16 protein-coding genes and 1 pseudogene are annotated in these 15,845 nt (G+C 62.1%); 8 read left to right on the forward strand and 9 right to left on the reverse strand.

All coding sequences use genetic code 11. The annotated features are described in order from the left end of the window. Positions 1 to 13: 13 nt before the first annotated feature. The 5 genes and pseudogenes from sigJ to epmA form a co-directional block, all read right to left on the reverse strand. Positions 14 to 907 (reverse strand): RNA polymerase sigma factor SigJ, encoded by an 894-nt coding sequence (gene sigJ, locus QN224_RS01070; RefSeq protein ID WP_283975215.1) that lies wholly within the window; start codon positions 905 to 907, stop codon positions 14 to 16. Between the two features lies 1 nt (position 908). Continuing rightward, positions 909 to 1,145, reverse strand: coding sequence for a hypothetical protein (locus tag QN224_RS01075; RefSeq protein ID WP_283976111.1), 237 nt, complete (start codon positions 1,143 to 1,145; stop codon positions 909 to 911). Between the two features lie 37 nt (positions 1,146 to 1,182). Next, positions 1,183 to 1,251: pseudogene (locus QN224_RS34040) on the reverse strand (carboxymuconolactone decarboxylase family protein); the annotation flags it as partial. A 275-nt stretch (positions 1,252 to 1,526) separates the two neighbouring features. Beyond that, positions 1,527 to 2,579, reverse strand: coding sequence for a lysine-2,3-aminomutase-like protein (locus QN224_RS01085; RefSeq protein ID WP_283975216.1), 1,053 nt, complete (start codon positions 2,577 to 2,579; stop codon positions 1,527 to 1,529). Beyond that, on the reverse strand, positions 2,576 to 3,628 hold the full coding sequence (epmA, locus tag QN224_RS01090; RefSeq protein WP_283975217.1) for an EF-P lysine aminoacylase EpmA: 1,053 nt from the start codon (positions 3,626 to 3,628) through the stop codon (positions 2,576 to 2,578). The genes QN224_RS01085 and epmA overlap by 4 nt, the downstream gene beginning before the upstream one ends. Positions 3,629 to 3,821: 193 nt before the next feature. Between epmA and efp the strand changes: the two genes are divergently transcribed. From efp to mbfA, 3 genes are all read left to right on the forward strand, one after another. Further along, positions 3,822 to 4,391, forward strand: coding sequence for an elongation factor P (efp, locus tag QN224_RS01095; RefSeq protein ID WP_028002239.1), 570 nt, complete (start codon positions 3,822 to 3,824; stop codon positions 4,389 to 4,391). A 153-nt stretch (positions 4,392 to 4,544) separates the two neighbouring features. Further along, positions 4,545 to 5,786, forward strand: a complete 1,242-nt coding sequence (locus QN224_RS01100) for a cyclopropane-fatty-acyl-phospholipid synthase family protein (protein WP_283975218.1) — start codon at positions 4,545 to 4,547, stop codon at positions 5,784 to 5,786. 111 nt (positions 5,787 to 5,897) lie between these two features. Further along, positions 5,898 to 6,881, forward strand: a complete 984-nt coding sequence (gene mbfA / locus QN224_RS01105; RefSeq protein ID WP_283975219.1) for an iron exporter MbfA — start codon at positions 5,898 to 5,900, stop codon at positions 6,879 to 6,881. A gap of 71 nt (positions 6,882 to 6,952) precedes the next feature. Here the strand turns inward: mbfA and QN224_RS01110 are convergent, their stop codons facing one another. Both QN224_RS01110 and QN224_RS01115 read right to left on the reverse strand, forming a co-directional pair. Continuing rightward, positions 6,953 to 7,573 (reverse strand): transglutaminase-like cysteine peptidase, encoded by a 621-nt coding sequence (locus QN224_RS01110; RefSeq protein ID WP_173511230.1) that lies wholly within the window; start codon positions 7,571 to 7,573, stop codon positions 6,953 to 6,955. Between the two features lie 275 nt (positions 7,574 to 7,848). Next, positions 7,849 to 8,655 carry an alpha/beta hydrolase gene (locus QN224_RS01115; protein ID WP_283975220.1) on the reverse strand — a complete coding sequence of 269 codons (807 nt, stop codon included), beginning with the start codon at positions 8,653 to 8,655 and terminating at the stop codon, positions 7,849 to 7,851. Between the two features lie 219 nt (positions 8,656 to 8,874). Between QN224_RS01115 and infC the strand changes: the two genes are divergently transcribed. From infC to pheT, 5 genes are all read left to right on the forward strand, one after another. Continuing rightward, positions 8,875 to 9,411 carry a translation initiation factor IF-3 gene (gene infC, locus QN224_RS01120; RefSeq protein WP_136506618.1) on the forward strand — a complete coding sequence of 179 codons (537 nt, stop codon included), beginning with the start codon at positions 8,875 to 8,877 and terminating at the stop codon, positions 9,409 to 9,411. Between the two features lie 274 nt (positions 9,412 to 9,685). Next, complete coding sequence (gene rpmI, locus QN224_RS01125) at positions 9,686 to 9,889, forward strand: 50S ribosomal protein L35 (RefSeq protein ID WP_026613581.1); 204 nt, start codon at positions 9,686 to 9,688, stop codon at positions 9,887 to 9,889. Positions 9,890 to 9,925: 36 nt separating this feature from the next. Further along, positions 9,926 to 10,330: a 50S ribosomal protein L20 gene (rplT, locus tag QN224_RS01130; protein ID WP_136506619.1), complete on the forward strand. Its 405-nt coding sequence runs from the start codon at positions 9,926 to 9,928 to the stop codon at positions 10,328 to 10,330. A gap of 193 nt (positions 10,331 to 10,523) precedes the next feature. Then, positions 10,524 to 11,606, forward strand: a complete 1,083-nt coding sequence (pheS, locus tag QN224_RS01135; protein WP_173511228.1) for a phenylalanine--tRNA ligase subunit alpha — start codon at positions 10,524 to 10,526, stop codon at positions 11,604 to 11,606. Positions 11,607 to 11,641: 35 nt separating this feature from the next. Further along, positions 11,642 to 14,068: a phenylalanine--tRNA ligase subunit beta gene (pheT, locus tag QN224_RS01140; protein WP_283975221.1), complete on the forward strand. Its 2,427-nt coding sequence runs from the start codon at positions 11,642 to 11,644 to the stop codon at positions 14,066 to 14,068. Between the two features lie 153 nt (positions 14,069 to 14,221). Here pheT and QN224_RS01145 read toward each other — a convergent pair whose 3' ends face one another. Then, positions 14,222 to 14,581: a nuclear transport factor 2 family protein gene (locus QN224_RS01145; RefSeq protein WP_173511226.1), complete on the reverse strand. Its 360-nt coding sequence runs from the start codon at positions 14,579 to 14,581 to the stop codon at positions 14,222 to 14,224. Between the two features lie 113 nt (positions 14,582 to 14,694). Continuing rightward, positions 14,695 to 15,690, reverse strand: coding sequence for an aldo/keto reductase (locus QN224_RS01150; protein ID WP_283975222.1), 996 nt, complete (start codon positions 15,688 to 15,690; stop codon positions 14,695 to 14,697). Positions 15,691 to 15,845 lie beyond the last annotated feature (155 nt).

Consider the following 15,845-nt stretch of genomic DNA (forward strand, 5'->3'; position numbering starts at 1 on the left):
ATCGGCGGCCATTTCAGTGAACGGCCGTTTCGTCGAGATTGGCGAGCTTGTCCGGATTGCGGACGATGAAAATATCGGAAACCCGACCTTTGTCGTCATAGCCGAAGGAAACCGTCGCGGCGACGTCGTCGCCGCCTTCGCTCCGTAGAACGATGCCGCGTCCGCCGTTGAGCTGTGCCGTTTCCCATCGGTAATGCGACCAGTATTCGGTCAGGCGCTCGGCAATGAAGGCCATGACGGTTTCCTTGCCGGAAACGGTGCCGAGTACCGTTGCTGCCTTGCCGCCGCCATCCGCGGTCAGCTTCACGTCGGCAGACAGCAGTGCCGAGAGACCGGCAAGATCGCCGCCGTGAATGGCCTTGTGGAAGGCGGTGAGCAACGCGTCCTGCCGTTCGCGCGGCGTCGTATGTCGGGTTTGGGCCACGCCGATATTGGATTTTGCGCGCGAGACCAGCTTGCGGGTGGCTGCCTCCTGCATGTCGAGCGCTTCGGCGATCGTGTCATAGGATTGACCGAAGATCTCGTGCAGCAGGTAGGCTGCCCGCTCCTTGGGCGTCAGCCGTTCCAGCATCAGCAGGAATGCGGTCGTGAGCGAGGAGGTGAGCGCGAGTTTCTCCTCGACATTGTCGTCGCTTGCGGTGTGGATCGGTTCCGGCAGCCACGCGCCGACATAGTCGACGCGTTTGCGGTGGGCGGCCTTGAGCAGGTCGAGGCAGCGGCGTGTGCAGGCGGTGGTGAGCCAGGCCGACGGAGTTTCGATCGCAGAAAGATCGGCCGCCTGCCACTTCAGGAACGTGTCCTGCACGGCGTCCTCGGCGTCCGCGCGCGAGCCGAGAATGCGGTAGGCAAGGCCGAGGAGGCGGGGTCGCGCCTCCTCGAACATGCCGCTCTTGTCGTTGCGAACCATGTCAGTGCCTCGAAATCTGGATGCGGTTCCAAAGGTTGATCATCGCCACGGTCGAGGTGATGACGCTGATCTCGTTGTCGCTGAAGTGCTCGCGAAGACGGGCGCGCAAGCTTGCGAAATCCGTCCTTGGTTCGAGTTCCGTCAGGGCTTCGGTCCAGGCAAGTGCGGCTTTTTCGCGCTCGGAGAAATCGCCGACCTGATCCCAGACGACGATGCGGTCGAGCCGTTCGCTCGGCACGGGCCTCCTTCGTGTGCATCTTCACGCAGAAGCCGCAGCGGTTGATCTGCGAGGCGCGAAGCTGGACCAGATGGTGGATCGTCCGGTCGAGGCCATGGCTGTCCATTTTGTCGTGCACGTCGGCGAGCGCGCCGAGCACGTCCGGGATCTCCTGTTCGTAACGGACGGCTTTGCTATCGGTCATGGTCTGTCTCCATTTGCTCAGTCAATTGATGCTTGCGATCAGTTGACGATTGACCATGGACGCCTGTGACGTGGGTACTGCATGATTCCTTAAATCGGAATCGCTTTAGGACAAAATCATGCGGCAATTCAAAGTGCTGAAGCGATCTTAGCGCGTCCGATCGGAACGTGCGGCGCTGTAGAGATCTTTTCGGGAGGTCATCCCCTCGGCGGATAGGCGTGCTCGTTTCCGCGGAAGTCGGTGACCGTGTAGCAACCGCCGCCTTCTGCCGCGATCGTGCTTGCGCCGACGACCGCCTTGCCGTGGCCGCCGGGGATATCGAGGATATAGGTGGGTTGGCAGAGCCCGGAGACGCGGCCGCGAAGCGCCGCGACGAGCGCCTGGCCCTCCTCGATCGTCAGCCGGAAATGGCTTGTGCCGGGGGCAAGATCCGGGTGATGCAGGTAATAGGGCTTGATCCGCGTTTCGACGAAGGCGCGCATGAGCTCCGCAAGCACGGCCGCGTCGTCGTTGACGCCCTTGAGGAGCACCGACTGGCTCACCATGACAATGCCCGCTTCGATGAGACGCGCAGAAGCGGCGCGCGCCTCGGGCGTCAGCTCGCGCGGGTGGTTGGCGTGGAGCGCCACATAGGTCGTCTTGCCGCTGGCCTTCAGCGCCTGAACGAGCTCGGCATCGACGCGCCCCGGTTCGACAACGGGCACGCGGGTGTGAAAGCGGACGATCTTGACGTGGTCGATTGCGCCAAGCCGCTCCATGATTTCGTGTAGCCGGCGCGGCGACAGCACGAGCGGATCACCGCCGGTGAGGATCACTTCCCAGATCTCGGAGTGTTCCGCGATGTAAGCGATCGCCGCATCGAGCTCGGCAGGCGCAATCGTACCGAGCCCCTGTGGCCCGACCATTTCGCGGCGGAAGCAGAAGCGGCAATAGACCGGGCATACATGCACGGCCTTGAGCAGCACGCGGTCCGGATAGCGATGAACGATCCCGGAAACCGGACTGTGCGCACCGTCTCCGATCGGATCCGCGCGCTCTTCAGGCGTTTGCGTCAGCTCGGCTATATCGGGTACGAACTGCCGGGCGATCGCATCATCCGTGTCCTGGCGGTCGATGAGGTCGGCTATTGTTGGACTGATCGCAACGGCATAGCGCGAGGTCACGCGCGCTACCGCTTCTTCGGCCGCCGGTGCGACAAGGCCGGCGTCGACCAGTTCGCGCGCCGTTCTGATGGGGCGCTGAGCGCTCATGCGCTTGCCTCCGCGACCGGTGCCCATAGCACCTGATCAATGCGCGAAGCCCCCGTCGCCAGCATCACCAGGCGGTCGAAGCCGAGCGCTATGCCGCTCGCCTCGGGCATGATGGCGAGAGCCGACAGGAAGTCTTCGTCGAGCGGATAGGTCTCGCCATAGACGCGCGCCTTTTCCGCCATTTCGAGTTCGAAGCGTCGGCGCTGCTCGGCGGCATCCGTCAGTTCGCCGAAGGCATTGGCAAGCTCGACGCCGCAGACATAGAGCTCGAAGCGTTCGGCGACGCGGCGGTCCCGTGCTGTCGGCCTGGCAAGCGCCGCCTCGGCGACCGGATATTCGCCGAGGATCGTCGGCCGGCCGAAGCCGAGATTGGGCTCGACCTTTTCCACGAGCACACGGCTGAAGAGGTCAGCCCAGGTGTCGTCGCCGGCAACGCGCAAGCCCGAAACCCTCATAGCCGCGGCCAGCCGGTCCCGATCGGTCGCGCCGTTCCCGGCGATCGACGCTAGCAGGTCGATGCCTGCGAAGCGCTCGAACGCTTCGGCCAGCGAAAGCCGCTCGGGTTCGAGAAAAGGATCGGTGGTCCTGCCCTGATAGGAGAGGGATCGCGTGCCTGTCGTCTCGGCGGCGAGCGCGAGGATTTCGGTGCAGTCGCGCATCAGCGCCTCATAGCTCTCGCCGGCGCGGTACCATTCGAGCATGGTGAATTCGGGATGGTGCAGCGGTCCGCGCTCCCGGTTGCGGTAGACATGGGCAAAACAGGCGATCCGCTTTTCGCCCGCGGCAAGCAGTTTCTTGCAGGCGAATTCCGGCGAGGTGTGGAGATAGAGCGGCTGGGCGGCGCCGTCGTGGCCGAACGCTTGCGTTTCAAAGGCATGCAGATGCGCCTCGTTGCCCGGCGATACTTGCAGGCTCGCTGTGTCGACCTCGACGAAATCCCGTTCGTCGAAGTATCGCCGCAACGCCGATTGGATCCGGTTGCGCCCGATCAGAAACGGCCGCCGGTCGGCATGGACATCCGGTGTCCACCAGGGAGAAGCATGCGGCATGATCGGTCGGTCCAAACTTTCTTCGTGTGCCAAGTTTCTTCGCGTGCCAGTTTCTTCGCGTCATTGCCGGCACAGGCTGGCTATTTGCGCGAAATTAGGGTAGTTGCGGCGCGAAATCTAAGTTTTCGCGTCCTTTCAGGGCCGGGTTTCCCGGCTCGCCGTGTCGCGCCTACCTCTGTTACAAGGAAGACTAATGGTCAAGGTCATCGCTTCTTCTGTCCGCAAGGGCAACGTTCTCGACGTAGACGGCAAGCTCTATGTCGTGCTTACCGCACAGAACTTCCACCCGGGCAAGGGCACGCCGGTCACGCAGGTCGACATGCGCCGCATTTCCGATGGCGTGAAGGTTTCCGAGCGCTACCGCACGACCGAGCAGGTCGAGCGCGCCTTTGTCGAGGACCGCGAGCACACCTTCCTTTATGAAGATGGCGAAGGCTTCCACTTCATGAACCCGGAGACCTACGACCAGCTCGTCATGTCGGCCGAGGACATCGGTGATCTGAAGGCCTATCTCCAGGAGGGCATGGCCGTGATGTTGTCGATCCATGAAGGCATCGCGATTGCCATTGACCTGCCGCGTCACGTCATTCTCGAAATTACCGAGACCGAACCGGTGGTCAAAGGCCAGACGGCTTCCTCTTCCTACAAGCCGGCTGTCCTTTCGAATGGCGTACGCACCCTGGTGCCGCCCCATATTCAGGCTGGCACCCGGGTCGTGATCGCGACCGAAGACGGCTCCTACGTCGAGCGCGCGAAGGACTGATCTGAGTCCTGACGGAGATCCAAACGGGGGCGGTGGTCGATCACTGCCGTCCCTGTTTTCGTTTCCGGTGCGTAGCTGCAAATTCGGCGCGCATTTTATTCGCGCGATGCTAGGATGCCGCCCTCTGGAGCGGGATAAGAGGCGCGGCACTGCATGTTTCCACTATCGCATATGATGAAGGCGTTCATTCGCAAGGGCAGCCTGACGGTGATCGATGCCGAGGGCAAACGCCATGTCTTTGCCGGCGAGCCCGGGCCGAGCGTGACAATGCGGCTGACGGACAAGCGGCTTTATCGAAGCCTGGTTTTCAATGCCGAGCTCGCTGCCGGCGAGGCCTACATGGACGGCACGATGCGCTTCGAGGAGGGCTCGACGCTTCGGGACTTCCTCACGCTGTTCTCGATCAACCGGTTGTCGCTTGGTTCCTATCCGATCCAGAAGGTGTTGCGGGCGATCAAGATGCGTTTCCGCAAGCGCCAGCAGGCGAACCCGAAGGGCAAGGCGCAGCAGAACGTCGCGCATCATTACGATCTCGGCAATGATTTCTACAAGCTCTTCCTCGACGAGAACATGCTCTATTCCTGCGCCTATTTCCGCGACCCCGACGAGACGCTGGAGTCGGCGCAGCGCAACAAGCTCAGGTTGCTCGCCGCGAAGCTTTGCCTGAAGCCGGGGATGAAGGTTCTCGATATCGGCTGCGGCTGGGGTGATCTGGCGCTCTATCTGGCGGCGCTGGAAAATGTCGAGGTTCTGGGGGTGACGCTCTCGAAGGAGCAGCAGGCGCTGGCCTCGGAACGGGCCCGCGCAGCTGGCATGGCCGATCGCGTGCGCTTCGAGCTGAAGGACTACCGCGACGTTCATGGCCCCTTCGATCGCATCGTCTCGGTCGGCATGTTCGAGCATGTCGGCGTTCACCATTACGACGAATTCTTCAAGAAGCTGAATGCTTTGATGCCGGATGACGGGCTCGCCGTGCTGCACTCGATCGGACATATGAGCCCGCCCGGCATGGCGAGCTCATGGCTGCGCAAATACATCTTCCCCGGGGCCTATTCGCCGGCGCTCTCGGAGGTATTCACGGTCGTCGAGCAGAACAGCCTGTGGGTGACCGATCTGGAATTCCTGCGCGTTCACTACGCCACGACACTGGAGCACTGGGGCAAGCGCTTCGAAGAGAACCGCGACAAGGTGATCGCGATGTATGACGAGCGCTTCGCCAGGATGTGGGAGTTCTACCTGATCAGCGCGGAGATGATGTTCCGCACGGGCAGCCAGCTCGTATTCCACATGCAGCTGTCGCGTTCGCGCGACGCGGCCCCGATCGTGCGTGACTACATCACCGATCAGCAGCGCGCCTATATCGAGCGGGAAAAGACACTCAATCTCTCGATCTGAAGCAGTTCCTTCGACTGCGGTTGTTGCGAAGTCCAGGGCGCGCTTGCCGCGCTCTTGACGCGCGCAGCCGTGCTTTCTATTTTAGAATTATTCTAAAGAAGGTTATTGCAGATGCTTTCCCGCCTTTTCTCCCGGTTAAAGCGCCCGTTTCTTTCCCTGAGCGAGCAGGAGATCCTCGCTCTGGCGATTTCATCCGAGGAGGACGACGGCCGCATCTATCTCGCCTATGCGGATGCGCTACGCGAAAAATATCCGCATTCGGCCAAGGTCTTCGAGGAGATGGCGGAAGAGGAAAGCCATCATCGTCAGGCACTGATCGACCTTCATGTCGCCCGCTTCGGCAACCGTATCCCGCTGATACGGCGCGAGCATGTGCGCGATTTCCCCGAGCGCAAGCCCGATTGGCTGATCGCCGAGATGCCGATCGAAAAAGCGCGCGACGAAGCGGAAGCAATGGAGGAGACAGCCCACCGTTTCTATGTGCAAGCGGCAGCGCGAACGCAGGATGCGGCAACGCGCAAGTTGCTCGGCGACCTGGCGATTGCCGAGAAATCGCATGAATCGCTCGCCCGTCGGCTTGGCGAGAAGCATACGCCCGAGAATGTGCGCGAGGAGGAAGACCAGACATCGCGCCGGCAGTTCATCCTCACTTACGTACAGCCGGGGCTTGCGGGACTGATGGACGGCTCGGTCTCGACGCTGGCGCCGATCTTTGCCGCCGCCTTCGCGACCCAGGATACCTGGCAGACCTTTCTCGTCGGCCTTTCGGCCTCCGTCGGCGCCGGCATCTCGATGGGTTTCACGGAGGCCGCCCACGACGACGGCAAGCTGTCGGGACGCGGTTCGCCGGTCAAGCGGGGACTTGCCTCGGGCATCATGACGGCGCTCGGCGGGTTGGGTCACGCGCTGCCCTATTTGATCCCGCACTTCTGGACGGCGACCGTGACCGCGGCCGCGATCGTCTTCTTCGAGCTTTGGGCGATCGCCTTCATCCAAAACCGTTATATGGAAACGCCCTTCCTCAGGGCGGCCTTCCAGGTCGTCCTTGGCGGCAGTCTGGTGCTCGCCGCCGGCGTCCTGATCGGCAACGCCTGATGGACATAAAATCTGACGGAAATAAAAAAGGGCCGTAAACCGGCCCTTTTTGAATAGCTTGTCCTGACTGGTCAGTTGCCGACCGAACCGACGACGACCTCCGCGCCGTTGTCGATAGTCACCCAGCGGCCGCTGTTATAGGACGCCTGGCGCTTGAGATAGCGATAGGGCGTTTGAGTCCAGAGCCTTACCCTGTTTTCGAGATTATCGAGAATGAAGTCGCCCTGCGCCGTGCGGACGGTAAGGACCGCGTGACCCTCTCCGTCGGGCTTGCGCACGACGGTCATCAGCAGCTGGCTTGCGGGAAAGCCGCGCTTCATCAGCCGCCGGCGCTTTTCAAGCGCGAAGTCTTCACAATCGCCAACGGTGGTCGGGTAGGACCAGACCTCGTCCCTGCCATGAATCTGCTGATCGATCACGGGCGTGATCTCGCGGTTGACCGCCGCATTGACCTGGCGGATGACAGCCCAGCCCCGATCGGTGACGCGTGGCGCGACCGTCGTCTTGGACCGAGCGCGGCACTCGCCCCGATATTTCTGGCAAAACTCGTAATGCCCGATCGGCTGCGAGGTTACCGAGCCGGTCTGCATCCATGGAGTGGATCCCGCCTGGGCGGGAATTGCCGTGTTTGCTGAAATGAAAACTGCGCAGAACGCCGCGATACTAGCCTTAACCCCTGTCCAAGACGCCATACAGATCCCCTGCAACGCGGAGTGTCGGGCTCTTCCAGTCCGGACCTATCCGCGCAATCCTGAGTTGACGACAGCTTTCGTGGATATCCCCGTGCGCTGCTCTAATCGTTAACAAAGAGTTAATATTGTTGCTTCGTTGGAGTCAATGATCCTGATTCGCGGATCGGCCGTTATGGTTAAAATCGCCCGGAAAACGGCGGCAATGATGCTTGCGCCGCAACGGTTTTGCGCGGGTGCATTGGAAAGATGATGGGGTATTGCGCGTCGCGCGGCTGTCAGCCTTGCGTGAGCATGTCGCCGATTGCCTGTTTCAATTTGGCAATATCCTCGTCGCGTGAGAGCCGGTGATCGCCGTCGCGAATGAGAGTCATCACGACATCGTCCGCGGGCATGTGCTCCATCAGCTTCAGCGCATGCGTGTAGGGGACATCGGGATCGCGCATGCCCTGGAGGATATGGACCGGGCAGTCCGTTTCGACGGGACCCGACAGCACGCGATTGGCGCGGCCGTCCTCGATCAGCGCCAAGGTGAAGACATTCGGCTCGGGGCTGTACTGCGACGGCTCCTCGAAATAGCCGCGTTCGGCAAGCGAGGCCTTCTCCGCGACGGTGAGATTGGGTTCGATGAGCTCAGCCGTGAAGTCCGGTGCGGGCGCGATCAGCACGAGACCCGCAACGCGGCCCTTGTTGCCGCGGCGTTTGAGTTCCTGAATGAGCCGCAAGGCGATCCAGCCGCCCATCGAGGAGCCTATGAGGACAACCTTTCCAGGCGCCGCGTGGTTTATCACGGCAAGGCTCTCCTCGATCCAACGCGAGATCGTGCCGTCCCGGAAGTCGCCGCCGGAGGAGCCGTGGCCGGAATAGTCGAAGCGAATGCAGTCCGATCCGATCGCGCGCGCATAGTGCTCGACCTCGACGGCCTTGGTCCCGGTCATGTCGGAGCGATACCCGCCGAGCCAGACGAGCGTGGGGCGCTCGGATCGCGGTTCTGCGCGAAATATCCGCATGGCGATGGAGCGTGCGGCCGCACCGCCGCCCACCTCGATCCACGTGATTTCCGTTTCGGCTGGCGCTGTTGACATCGGATATCCTCTAGAAAGACGGCGGGGCGGCAGATTTCCTTCTAAAACAGATTCGCCTATGCTTCGACAGAGGGTGATTTTCCTTGCGAGCCATGCTATTGACTCTGGCGCCGCAATTCACACATTGCCGTCGGTGACAGTTTCAAGCGCTTCGTTTGAGATCGCGCTGACCGTTCAAGCAGACCATATATACGTCAATAGCTCGAGGAGAGTACGACCATTCGCAGACCGTTCAAAGCGGACGCCCCGGTTAAAGAGGGGCCGCGCTCAAACAAGGAAATCCGGGTCCCCCGGGTTCAGCTTATCGATGCCGAAGGCCAGAATGTCGGCGTCGTGCCGATCGACCAGGCACTCCGCATGGCGGATGAAGCCGGTCTTGATCTGGTAGAGATCGCACCGAATTCCGAACCGCCGGTGTGCAAGATTCTTGATCTGGGCAAGCTGAAATACGCCAACCAGAAGAAGGCCGCGGAAGCGCGCAAGAAACAGAAGATCGTCGAGATCAAAGAAATCAAGATGCGTCCGAACATCGACACCCACGATTACGAGGTGAAGATGAAGGCCATGAACCGATTCTTCGAGGAAGGCGACAAGGTCAAGGTGACGCTGAAGTTCCGTGGCCGTGAAATGGCCCACCAGGAACTCGGCATGAAGCTTCTGCTGCAGGTGAAGGACGACACCCAGGCGATCGCCAAGGTGGAAGCCGAGCCGAAGCTTGAAGGCCGACAGATGATGATGGTGCTCGCACCGAAGTGATCGGGCGCGCCCGCGGAAAATGGAAATGACGGGAAGCCGCCGCTTGAGGCGGCTTTTTGTTTGACTGGCATGCCCCCGGCGGGCTGGCTGCCGAGCCAAGCGACACGGCTTCGGGCCGCACCCGGCTTCTTCGTTTGCCGGCTTGCGTTTTTCAGGACGTGCGGTTATAAGCCCCCGTCCGAACGGTCCGGCAGGGCATGCCGTGGCCGTTCTTAACGCTGGAAACGGGCGTCGTCTGCCTGTTTCGCACTATTAAGAACAATGGAGTAGCAAAATGCCCAAGATGAAGACGAAATCGTCTGCCAAGAAGCGGTTCAAAGTCACCGCTACCGGCAAGGTTAGAGCTGCTGCTGCTGGCAAGCGCCACGGCATGATCAAACGGTCCAACAAGTTCATTCGCGACGCGCGCGGAACCATGGTTCTCGCCGAAGCTGACGGCAAGAAGGTCGTCAAGAACTACCTGCCGAACGGTCTCTGAGACCTCGGGCTATTGGATACTTAAGGAGATCATGACATGGCACGTGTAAAACGCGGTGTGACCGCCCACGCCAAGCACAAGAAGACGCTCAAGGCCGCCAAGGGTTTCTATGGCCGTCGCAAGAACACCATCCGCGCCGCCAAGGCAGCGGTGGACCGTTCCAAGCAGTACGCCTATCGCGACCGCAAGGTTAACAAGCGCAATTTCCGCGCGCTCTGGATCCAGCGCATCAACGCTGCCGTCCGCGAGCACGGCCTGACCTACGGCCGCTTCATCGACGGTCTCAACAAGGCCGGCATCGAAGTCGACCGCAAGGTTCTGTCCGACATGGCGATCCATGAGACGGCAGCATTCGGCGCGCTCGTCGAGGCCGCCAAGAAGGCGCTCGCCTACCTCAAGGAAGCCGGCACGGCAAACGAGTTTGAAAGCGCTGTCCGTTAAGCCAGCGTTTTCCCAAAACCGTTCTTGAAATTAGTTGGGAAACCCGCGCTGGCAGGCTGGCGCGGGTTTTTCTATTCGGCTCGCCAGCCGGATCGCAGCCACGGTCGACCTCTCCGACCGACGCCGGGTGCGATCACATTGCTGAAGAATTGAACCGATATACCGAACCATTCCCGCATCGAGGCAGGACAGAATGAGCGAACTGGAAACACTGGAACGGATTTTGCTGGCGGAGATCGATGCCGCCGCCGACGAGGGGGCGATCGAGGCGGTGCGCGTGGGGGCGCTCGGCAAGAAGGGCTCGATCTCGGAACTGCTGAAGACGCTCGGGGCGATGAGCCCGGAGGAACGCCAGACCCGCGGCGCCCGCATCAACGCGCTGAAGAACACGGTGACCGAGGCGATCTCCGCCCGGAAGCTCGCCTTGAAGGATGCGGCAATCGCCGAGCGGCTGGCGCGTGAAACGGTGGACATCAGCCTGCCGGTCCGCTCCTCCCCGTCCGAGCGCGGCCGCATCCATCCGATCAGTCAGATCGTCGACGAGATCACTGCGATCTTCGGCGACATGGGTTTCTCGATCGCCGAAGGGCCGGATATCGAGACGGACTATTACAACTTCACGGCGCTCAATTTCCCCGAAGGCCATCCCGCCCGCGAGATGCACGATACCTTCTTCTTCCAACCGGATGAGAAGGGAGAGCGCAAGGTGCTGCGCACGCACACCTCGCCGGTGCAAATTCGCACGATGGAGGCGCAACAGCCGCCGATCCGCATCATCATTCCCGGCAAGACTTATCGCCAGGATTCGGACGCCACTCACTCGCCGATGTTCCATCAGGTCGAGGGCCTGGTGATCGACAAGACGGCGAATGTCGCCAACATGCGCTGGGTGCTGGAGGAGTTCTGCAAGGCCTTCTTCGAGGTGGATCAGGTGACGATGCGTTTTCGCCCGTCCTTCTTCCCCTTCACCGAACCGTCGTTCGAGGTCGACATCCAGTGCGACCGTTCCGGCCCGATCGTCAAGTTCGGCGAAGGCACGGACTGGATGGAAATCCTCGGCTGCGGGATGGTCCATCCAAACGTGCTGCGCGCCGGCGGTCTCGATCCGGACGAGTATCAGGGCTTTGCCTGGGGCATGGGTCTCGACCGCATCGCCATGCTGAAATACGGCATGCCGGACCTTCGCGACTTCTTCAACGCCGACGTCCGCTGGATGACCCATTACGGCTTCCGCCCACTCGACATGCCGACGCTCTTCGGCGGCCTCTCCGCTTGATCGCGCGCTGATATTTTTGGGACACAGGTGAAATCATGAAATTCACGCTTTCCTGGCTGAAGGACCATTTGGAGACCGACGCCTCGCTCGAGGAGATCTGCGCGCGGTTGACGATGATCGGGCTGGAGGTCGAGGACGTCGACGACAAGGCGGCGTTCAAGCCATTCGTCATCGCCAAAGTCGTCTCCGCCGAGCAGCACCCGAACGCCGACAAGCTGAAGGTGCTGATGGTCGACACCGGTAACGGCCAGCCGGTGCAGGTCGTCTGCGGTGCGCCGAACGCGCGCAAGGGCCTTATCGGCGCCTTCGCGGCCCCCGGCACCTACGTGCCCGGCATCGCTGTCACGCTTTCCGTCGGCAATATCCGCGGGGTTGAAAGCCGCGGCATGATGTGCTCGGAAAAGGAATTGGAGATTTCCGATGACCATACCGGCATCATCGATCTGCCGGAGGATGCGCCGGTCGGCACGAGCTATGCCGCCTACGCCGGCCTCGATGATCCGGTCATCGAGATCAACCTGACGCCGAACCGGCCGGATTGCACCAGCGTTCACGGCATTGCCCGTGACCTCGCCGCCTCCGGTCTCGGCACCTTAAAAAATCAGCCGGCACCGTCCTTCGCTGTCGCAGGCGAAACGCCGGTGAAGGTGAGGCTCGATCTCGGCGAAGACAAGCATCTTTGCCCCGGCTTCGCGCTCCGCCTCGTGCGCGGCGTCAAGAACGGCCCGAGCCCGGCATGGATGCGCCAGCGGTTGGCCGCCATCGGCCTGCGGCCGATCAACGCGCTGGTCGACATCACCAACTACCTGACCTTCGACCAGGGCCGGCCGCTGCACGTCTTCGATGCCGCCAAGGTCACGGGCAACCTCACGGTTCGCCGGGCTAAGGATGGCGAGAAGGTGCTGGCGCTCGACACGCGCGAATACACGCTGTCGCCGGCCAATGTGATAATTGCGGACGAGGACGGGATCGAGTCGATCGGCGGCATCATGGGCGGCGAGCACTCCGGCTGCGACGAGAACACGACCGACGTGCTGATCGAATCGGCGCTCTGGGATCCGATGAACATCGCCAAGACCGGCCGCACGCTCGGCATCATCACCGATGCGCGCTATCGTTTCGAGCGCGGCGCCGATCCGGAATACATGGTGCCGGGCCTTGAACGGGCTACAGAACTGGTGCTGGAGCTTTGCGGTGGAACGGCTGCCAAGCTCGATGTGGTCGGCTATGAGGGGCATACGCCCAAGGTGGTCGACTTCCCGGTCTCGGAGGTGAAGCGGCTGACCGGTCTTGAGGTCTCCACCGAGGAAAGCGTCTCGATCCTGACCAAGCTCGGCTTCGGCGTGGAGGGGGCCGGCGAGCGTCTCCGCGTCACGGTCCCATCCTGGCGCCCGGACGTCGACGGCAAGGCGGATCTCGTCGAGGAGGTCATGCGCATCCATGGCGTCGACAACATCGTCGCCGTGCCCCTGCCGAGCCACAATGCCGTCAACGGCAAGATTCTGACGACGATGCAGATCCGCACGCGTCAGGCCAAGCGCGCGCTCGCAAGCCGCGGCATGCTCGAAGCCGTCACCTGGTCCTTCATCTCGGAAGAGCAGGCGAAGCTCTTCGGCGGCGGTCAGCCTGCGCTGAAGCTTGCCAACCCGATCGCCGCCGATATGTCCGACATGCGGCCTTCGCTGTTGCCGGGGCTTCTGACCGCGGCGCAGCGCAATGCCGACAAGGGCCATGGCGACGTGGCCATCTTCGAGGTCTCCGGGACCTACGAAGGCGACACGCCGGAAGCCCAGCGCCGCGTTGCAGGCGGCGTCCGTCGCGGTACGGCGTCGCTGAACGGCGCCGGCCGGCTCTGGTCGAATGCGGCGAAGGGCGGCGGCAAGCCGGTCGATGTCTTCGACGCCAAGGCCGATGCCATCGCCGTGCTCGAGGCTTGCGGCGTGCCGATGGGCAATGTCCAGTTCGAGGCCGGCGGCCCGGCCTGGTATCACCCCGGCCGTTCCGGCACGATCAAGCTTGGTCCGAAGATCGTTCTCGGCAGCTTCGGCGAGTTCCACCCGAAGACGCTCGATGCCCTCGACGTTTCGGGCGCGCTTTGCGGTTTCGAGATCTATATCGACGCCATGCCCGAGCCGAAGAAGAAGGCAACGCGCACCAAGCCGGCTCTGGAGCTTTCGCCGTTCCAGGCGGTCAAGCGCGACTTCGCCTTCGTCGTCGACAAGACGGTCGAAGCGGCGGCGATCCTCAGGGCCGCATCCGGTGCCGACCGCAAGCTGGTGACCGGCGTTAACGTCTTCGACGTGTTCGAGGGAGCCTCCCTTGGCGAGGGAAAGAAATCGGTGGCGATCGAGGTGACGATCCAGCCGGTCGAACGCACTCTGACCGACGAGGATTTCGAAGCGCTGACGGCAAAGATCATTGCCAATGTCGCGAAGAGCACCGGCGGCGTGCTTCGCGCCTGACGGAAAGACGGAAGGCCGCTGTCGAGGCAGCGGCCTTTTCGCATCGCAAGCAATCAAGCGATCGGCTGCACCAGCTCCGTTGCGGGCGGATCGCTGCCGCGTAGGCTCAAAGAGTTGGATCATTTCGCCGTTTCAATGAAACAGTGAAATGATCTAGGAGTGCGCGTGCCAGACCTTGTTGACGATAAGCCACCGTCCATCGATCTTCAGCAGCGAGAGATAGTCCGTATAGCGGGTGCCGGCGAATTCATCGACGACTTTCACGCTCGCCGCGTCGCCGGTGATCTGGATCATCTCCACATCCATGAGCGGCTGTGTTTCCGGCGGTGCCGAGCCCTCTTTCAGGATCGTCGCGATGAAGGCGTCGCGGGTCAGCCATTCGACGGCGCCATCATAATTGCCGACGATCGAAGCGTTCGGGTGAAAGGCCTTGCGCAGAGCCGCCTCGTTGGCGAAGGCCATGCCGTCGACGTAAAGATGCACAACCGCGCTGATCGCCTGCTCCTCGGACATTCCTCGTTCCTCCTTCTTTCCGGCCGACTGCACTATAGGTAGGGCATCGCAGGCGAAATGCGATGCCCGAAATGCCCTTGTGCGTTCACGAACACGCGGAAGTCGAGTGCGCCTTACCGGTTCGTCAGCGCCAGCGATGCGTCGCTGTAGCGCTTGCCGGCAACAAGGCCCGGCGACAGTACCTCACCGAGTTTGGCGAGCTCGGCCTTGGAAAGCACGATATCGGCTGCGGCGACATTCTCTTCCAGATGCCGGATCTTGCGGGCACCCGGAATCGGCACGATGAAATCGCCCTGGTTGATGACCCAGGCGAGTGCGAGCTGTGCGGCGGTGATGCCTTTTTCCGCCGCGAGCGTTTCGAGCGTTGCGACCAACGCCGCGTTGGCGCCCAGGTTTTCCCCCTGGAAGCGCGGCAGCGATCGGCGAAAATCATCGGCGGCGAGATCATCGACCCTGGCGATCTTGCCGGTCAGCATGCCGCGTCCAAGCGGACTGTAAGGAACGAAGCCGATTCCGAGTTCGCGGCAGGTGGCAAGCACCTCCTCTTCCGGGTCGCGCGACCACAACGAATATTCGCTCTGCACCGCCGCGATCGGGTGAACGGCATGGGCGCGGCGGATGGTGGCGGCACTCGCCTCCGAAAGGCCGAGCGCACGCACCTTGCCTTCCTTCACGAGTTCCGCCATTGCGCCGACCGTGTCCTCGATCGGCACGCTCGGGTCGATGCGGTGCTGGTAATAAAGATCGATGACATCGGTCCCGAGCCGTTTCAACGATGCCTCGGCGACGGCTCGAGCATTTTCCGGCCGCCCGTCGACCCCCTTGATCGCTTCGGCCGCCGGTTTGCCCGGCTCGATGCGGAAGCCGAACTTCGTCGCGATGGTCACCCGGTCGCGCCTGTCCTTCAGCGCCCTGCCGAGCAGCTTCTCGTTTTCATAGGGGCCATAAACTTCGGCCGTGTCGAAGAAGGTCACGCCGAGTTCGACGGCACGATGGAGCGTGCGGATCGACTCCTGCTCGTCCGCGTCGCCATAGGCGAAACTCATGCCCATGCAGCCGAGGCCAATGGCGGAGACGGTCAGTTCATTTCCAAGCTTGCGGATTTTCATGGGAGGTCCTTTCAGGCTTCGACGCCGGTTCCGGCCGAGGAGGGCGGCTTGCGGCTGGCGTCGAAAGAAGCGGATGGTCATCGGTGGCGTCGCGCCCGCACCTGGGGGCGACGACCACGGAGGATAGGACCGTCACACGCGGCTGAAAATCTCTG

It is taken from the genome of Sinorhizobium sp. 7-81 (genome assembly GCF_030124405.1).
Taxonomy (GTDB): domain Bacteria; phylum Pseudomonadota; class Alphaproteobacteria; order Rhizobiales; family Rhizobiaceae; genus Sinorhizobium; species Sinorhizobium psoraleae.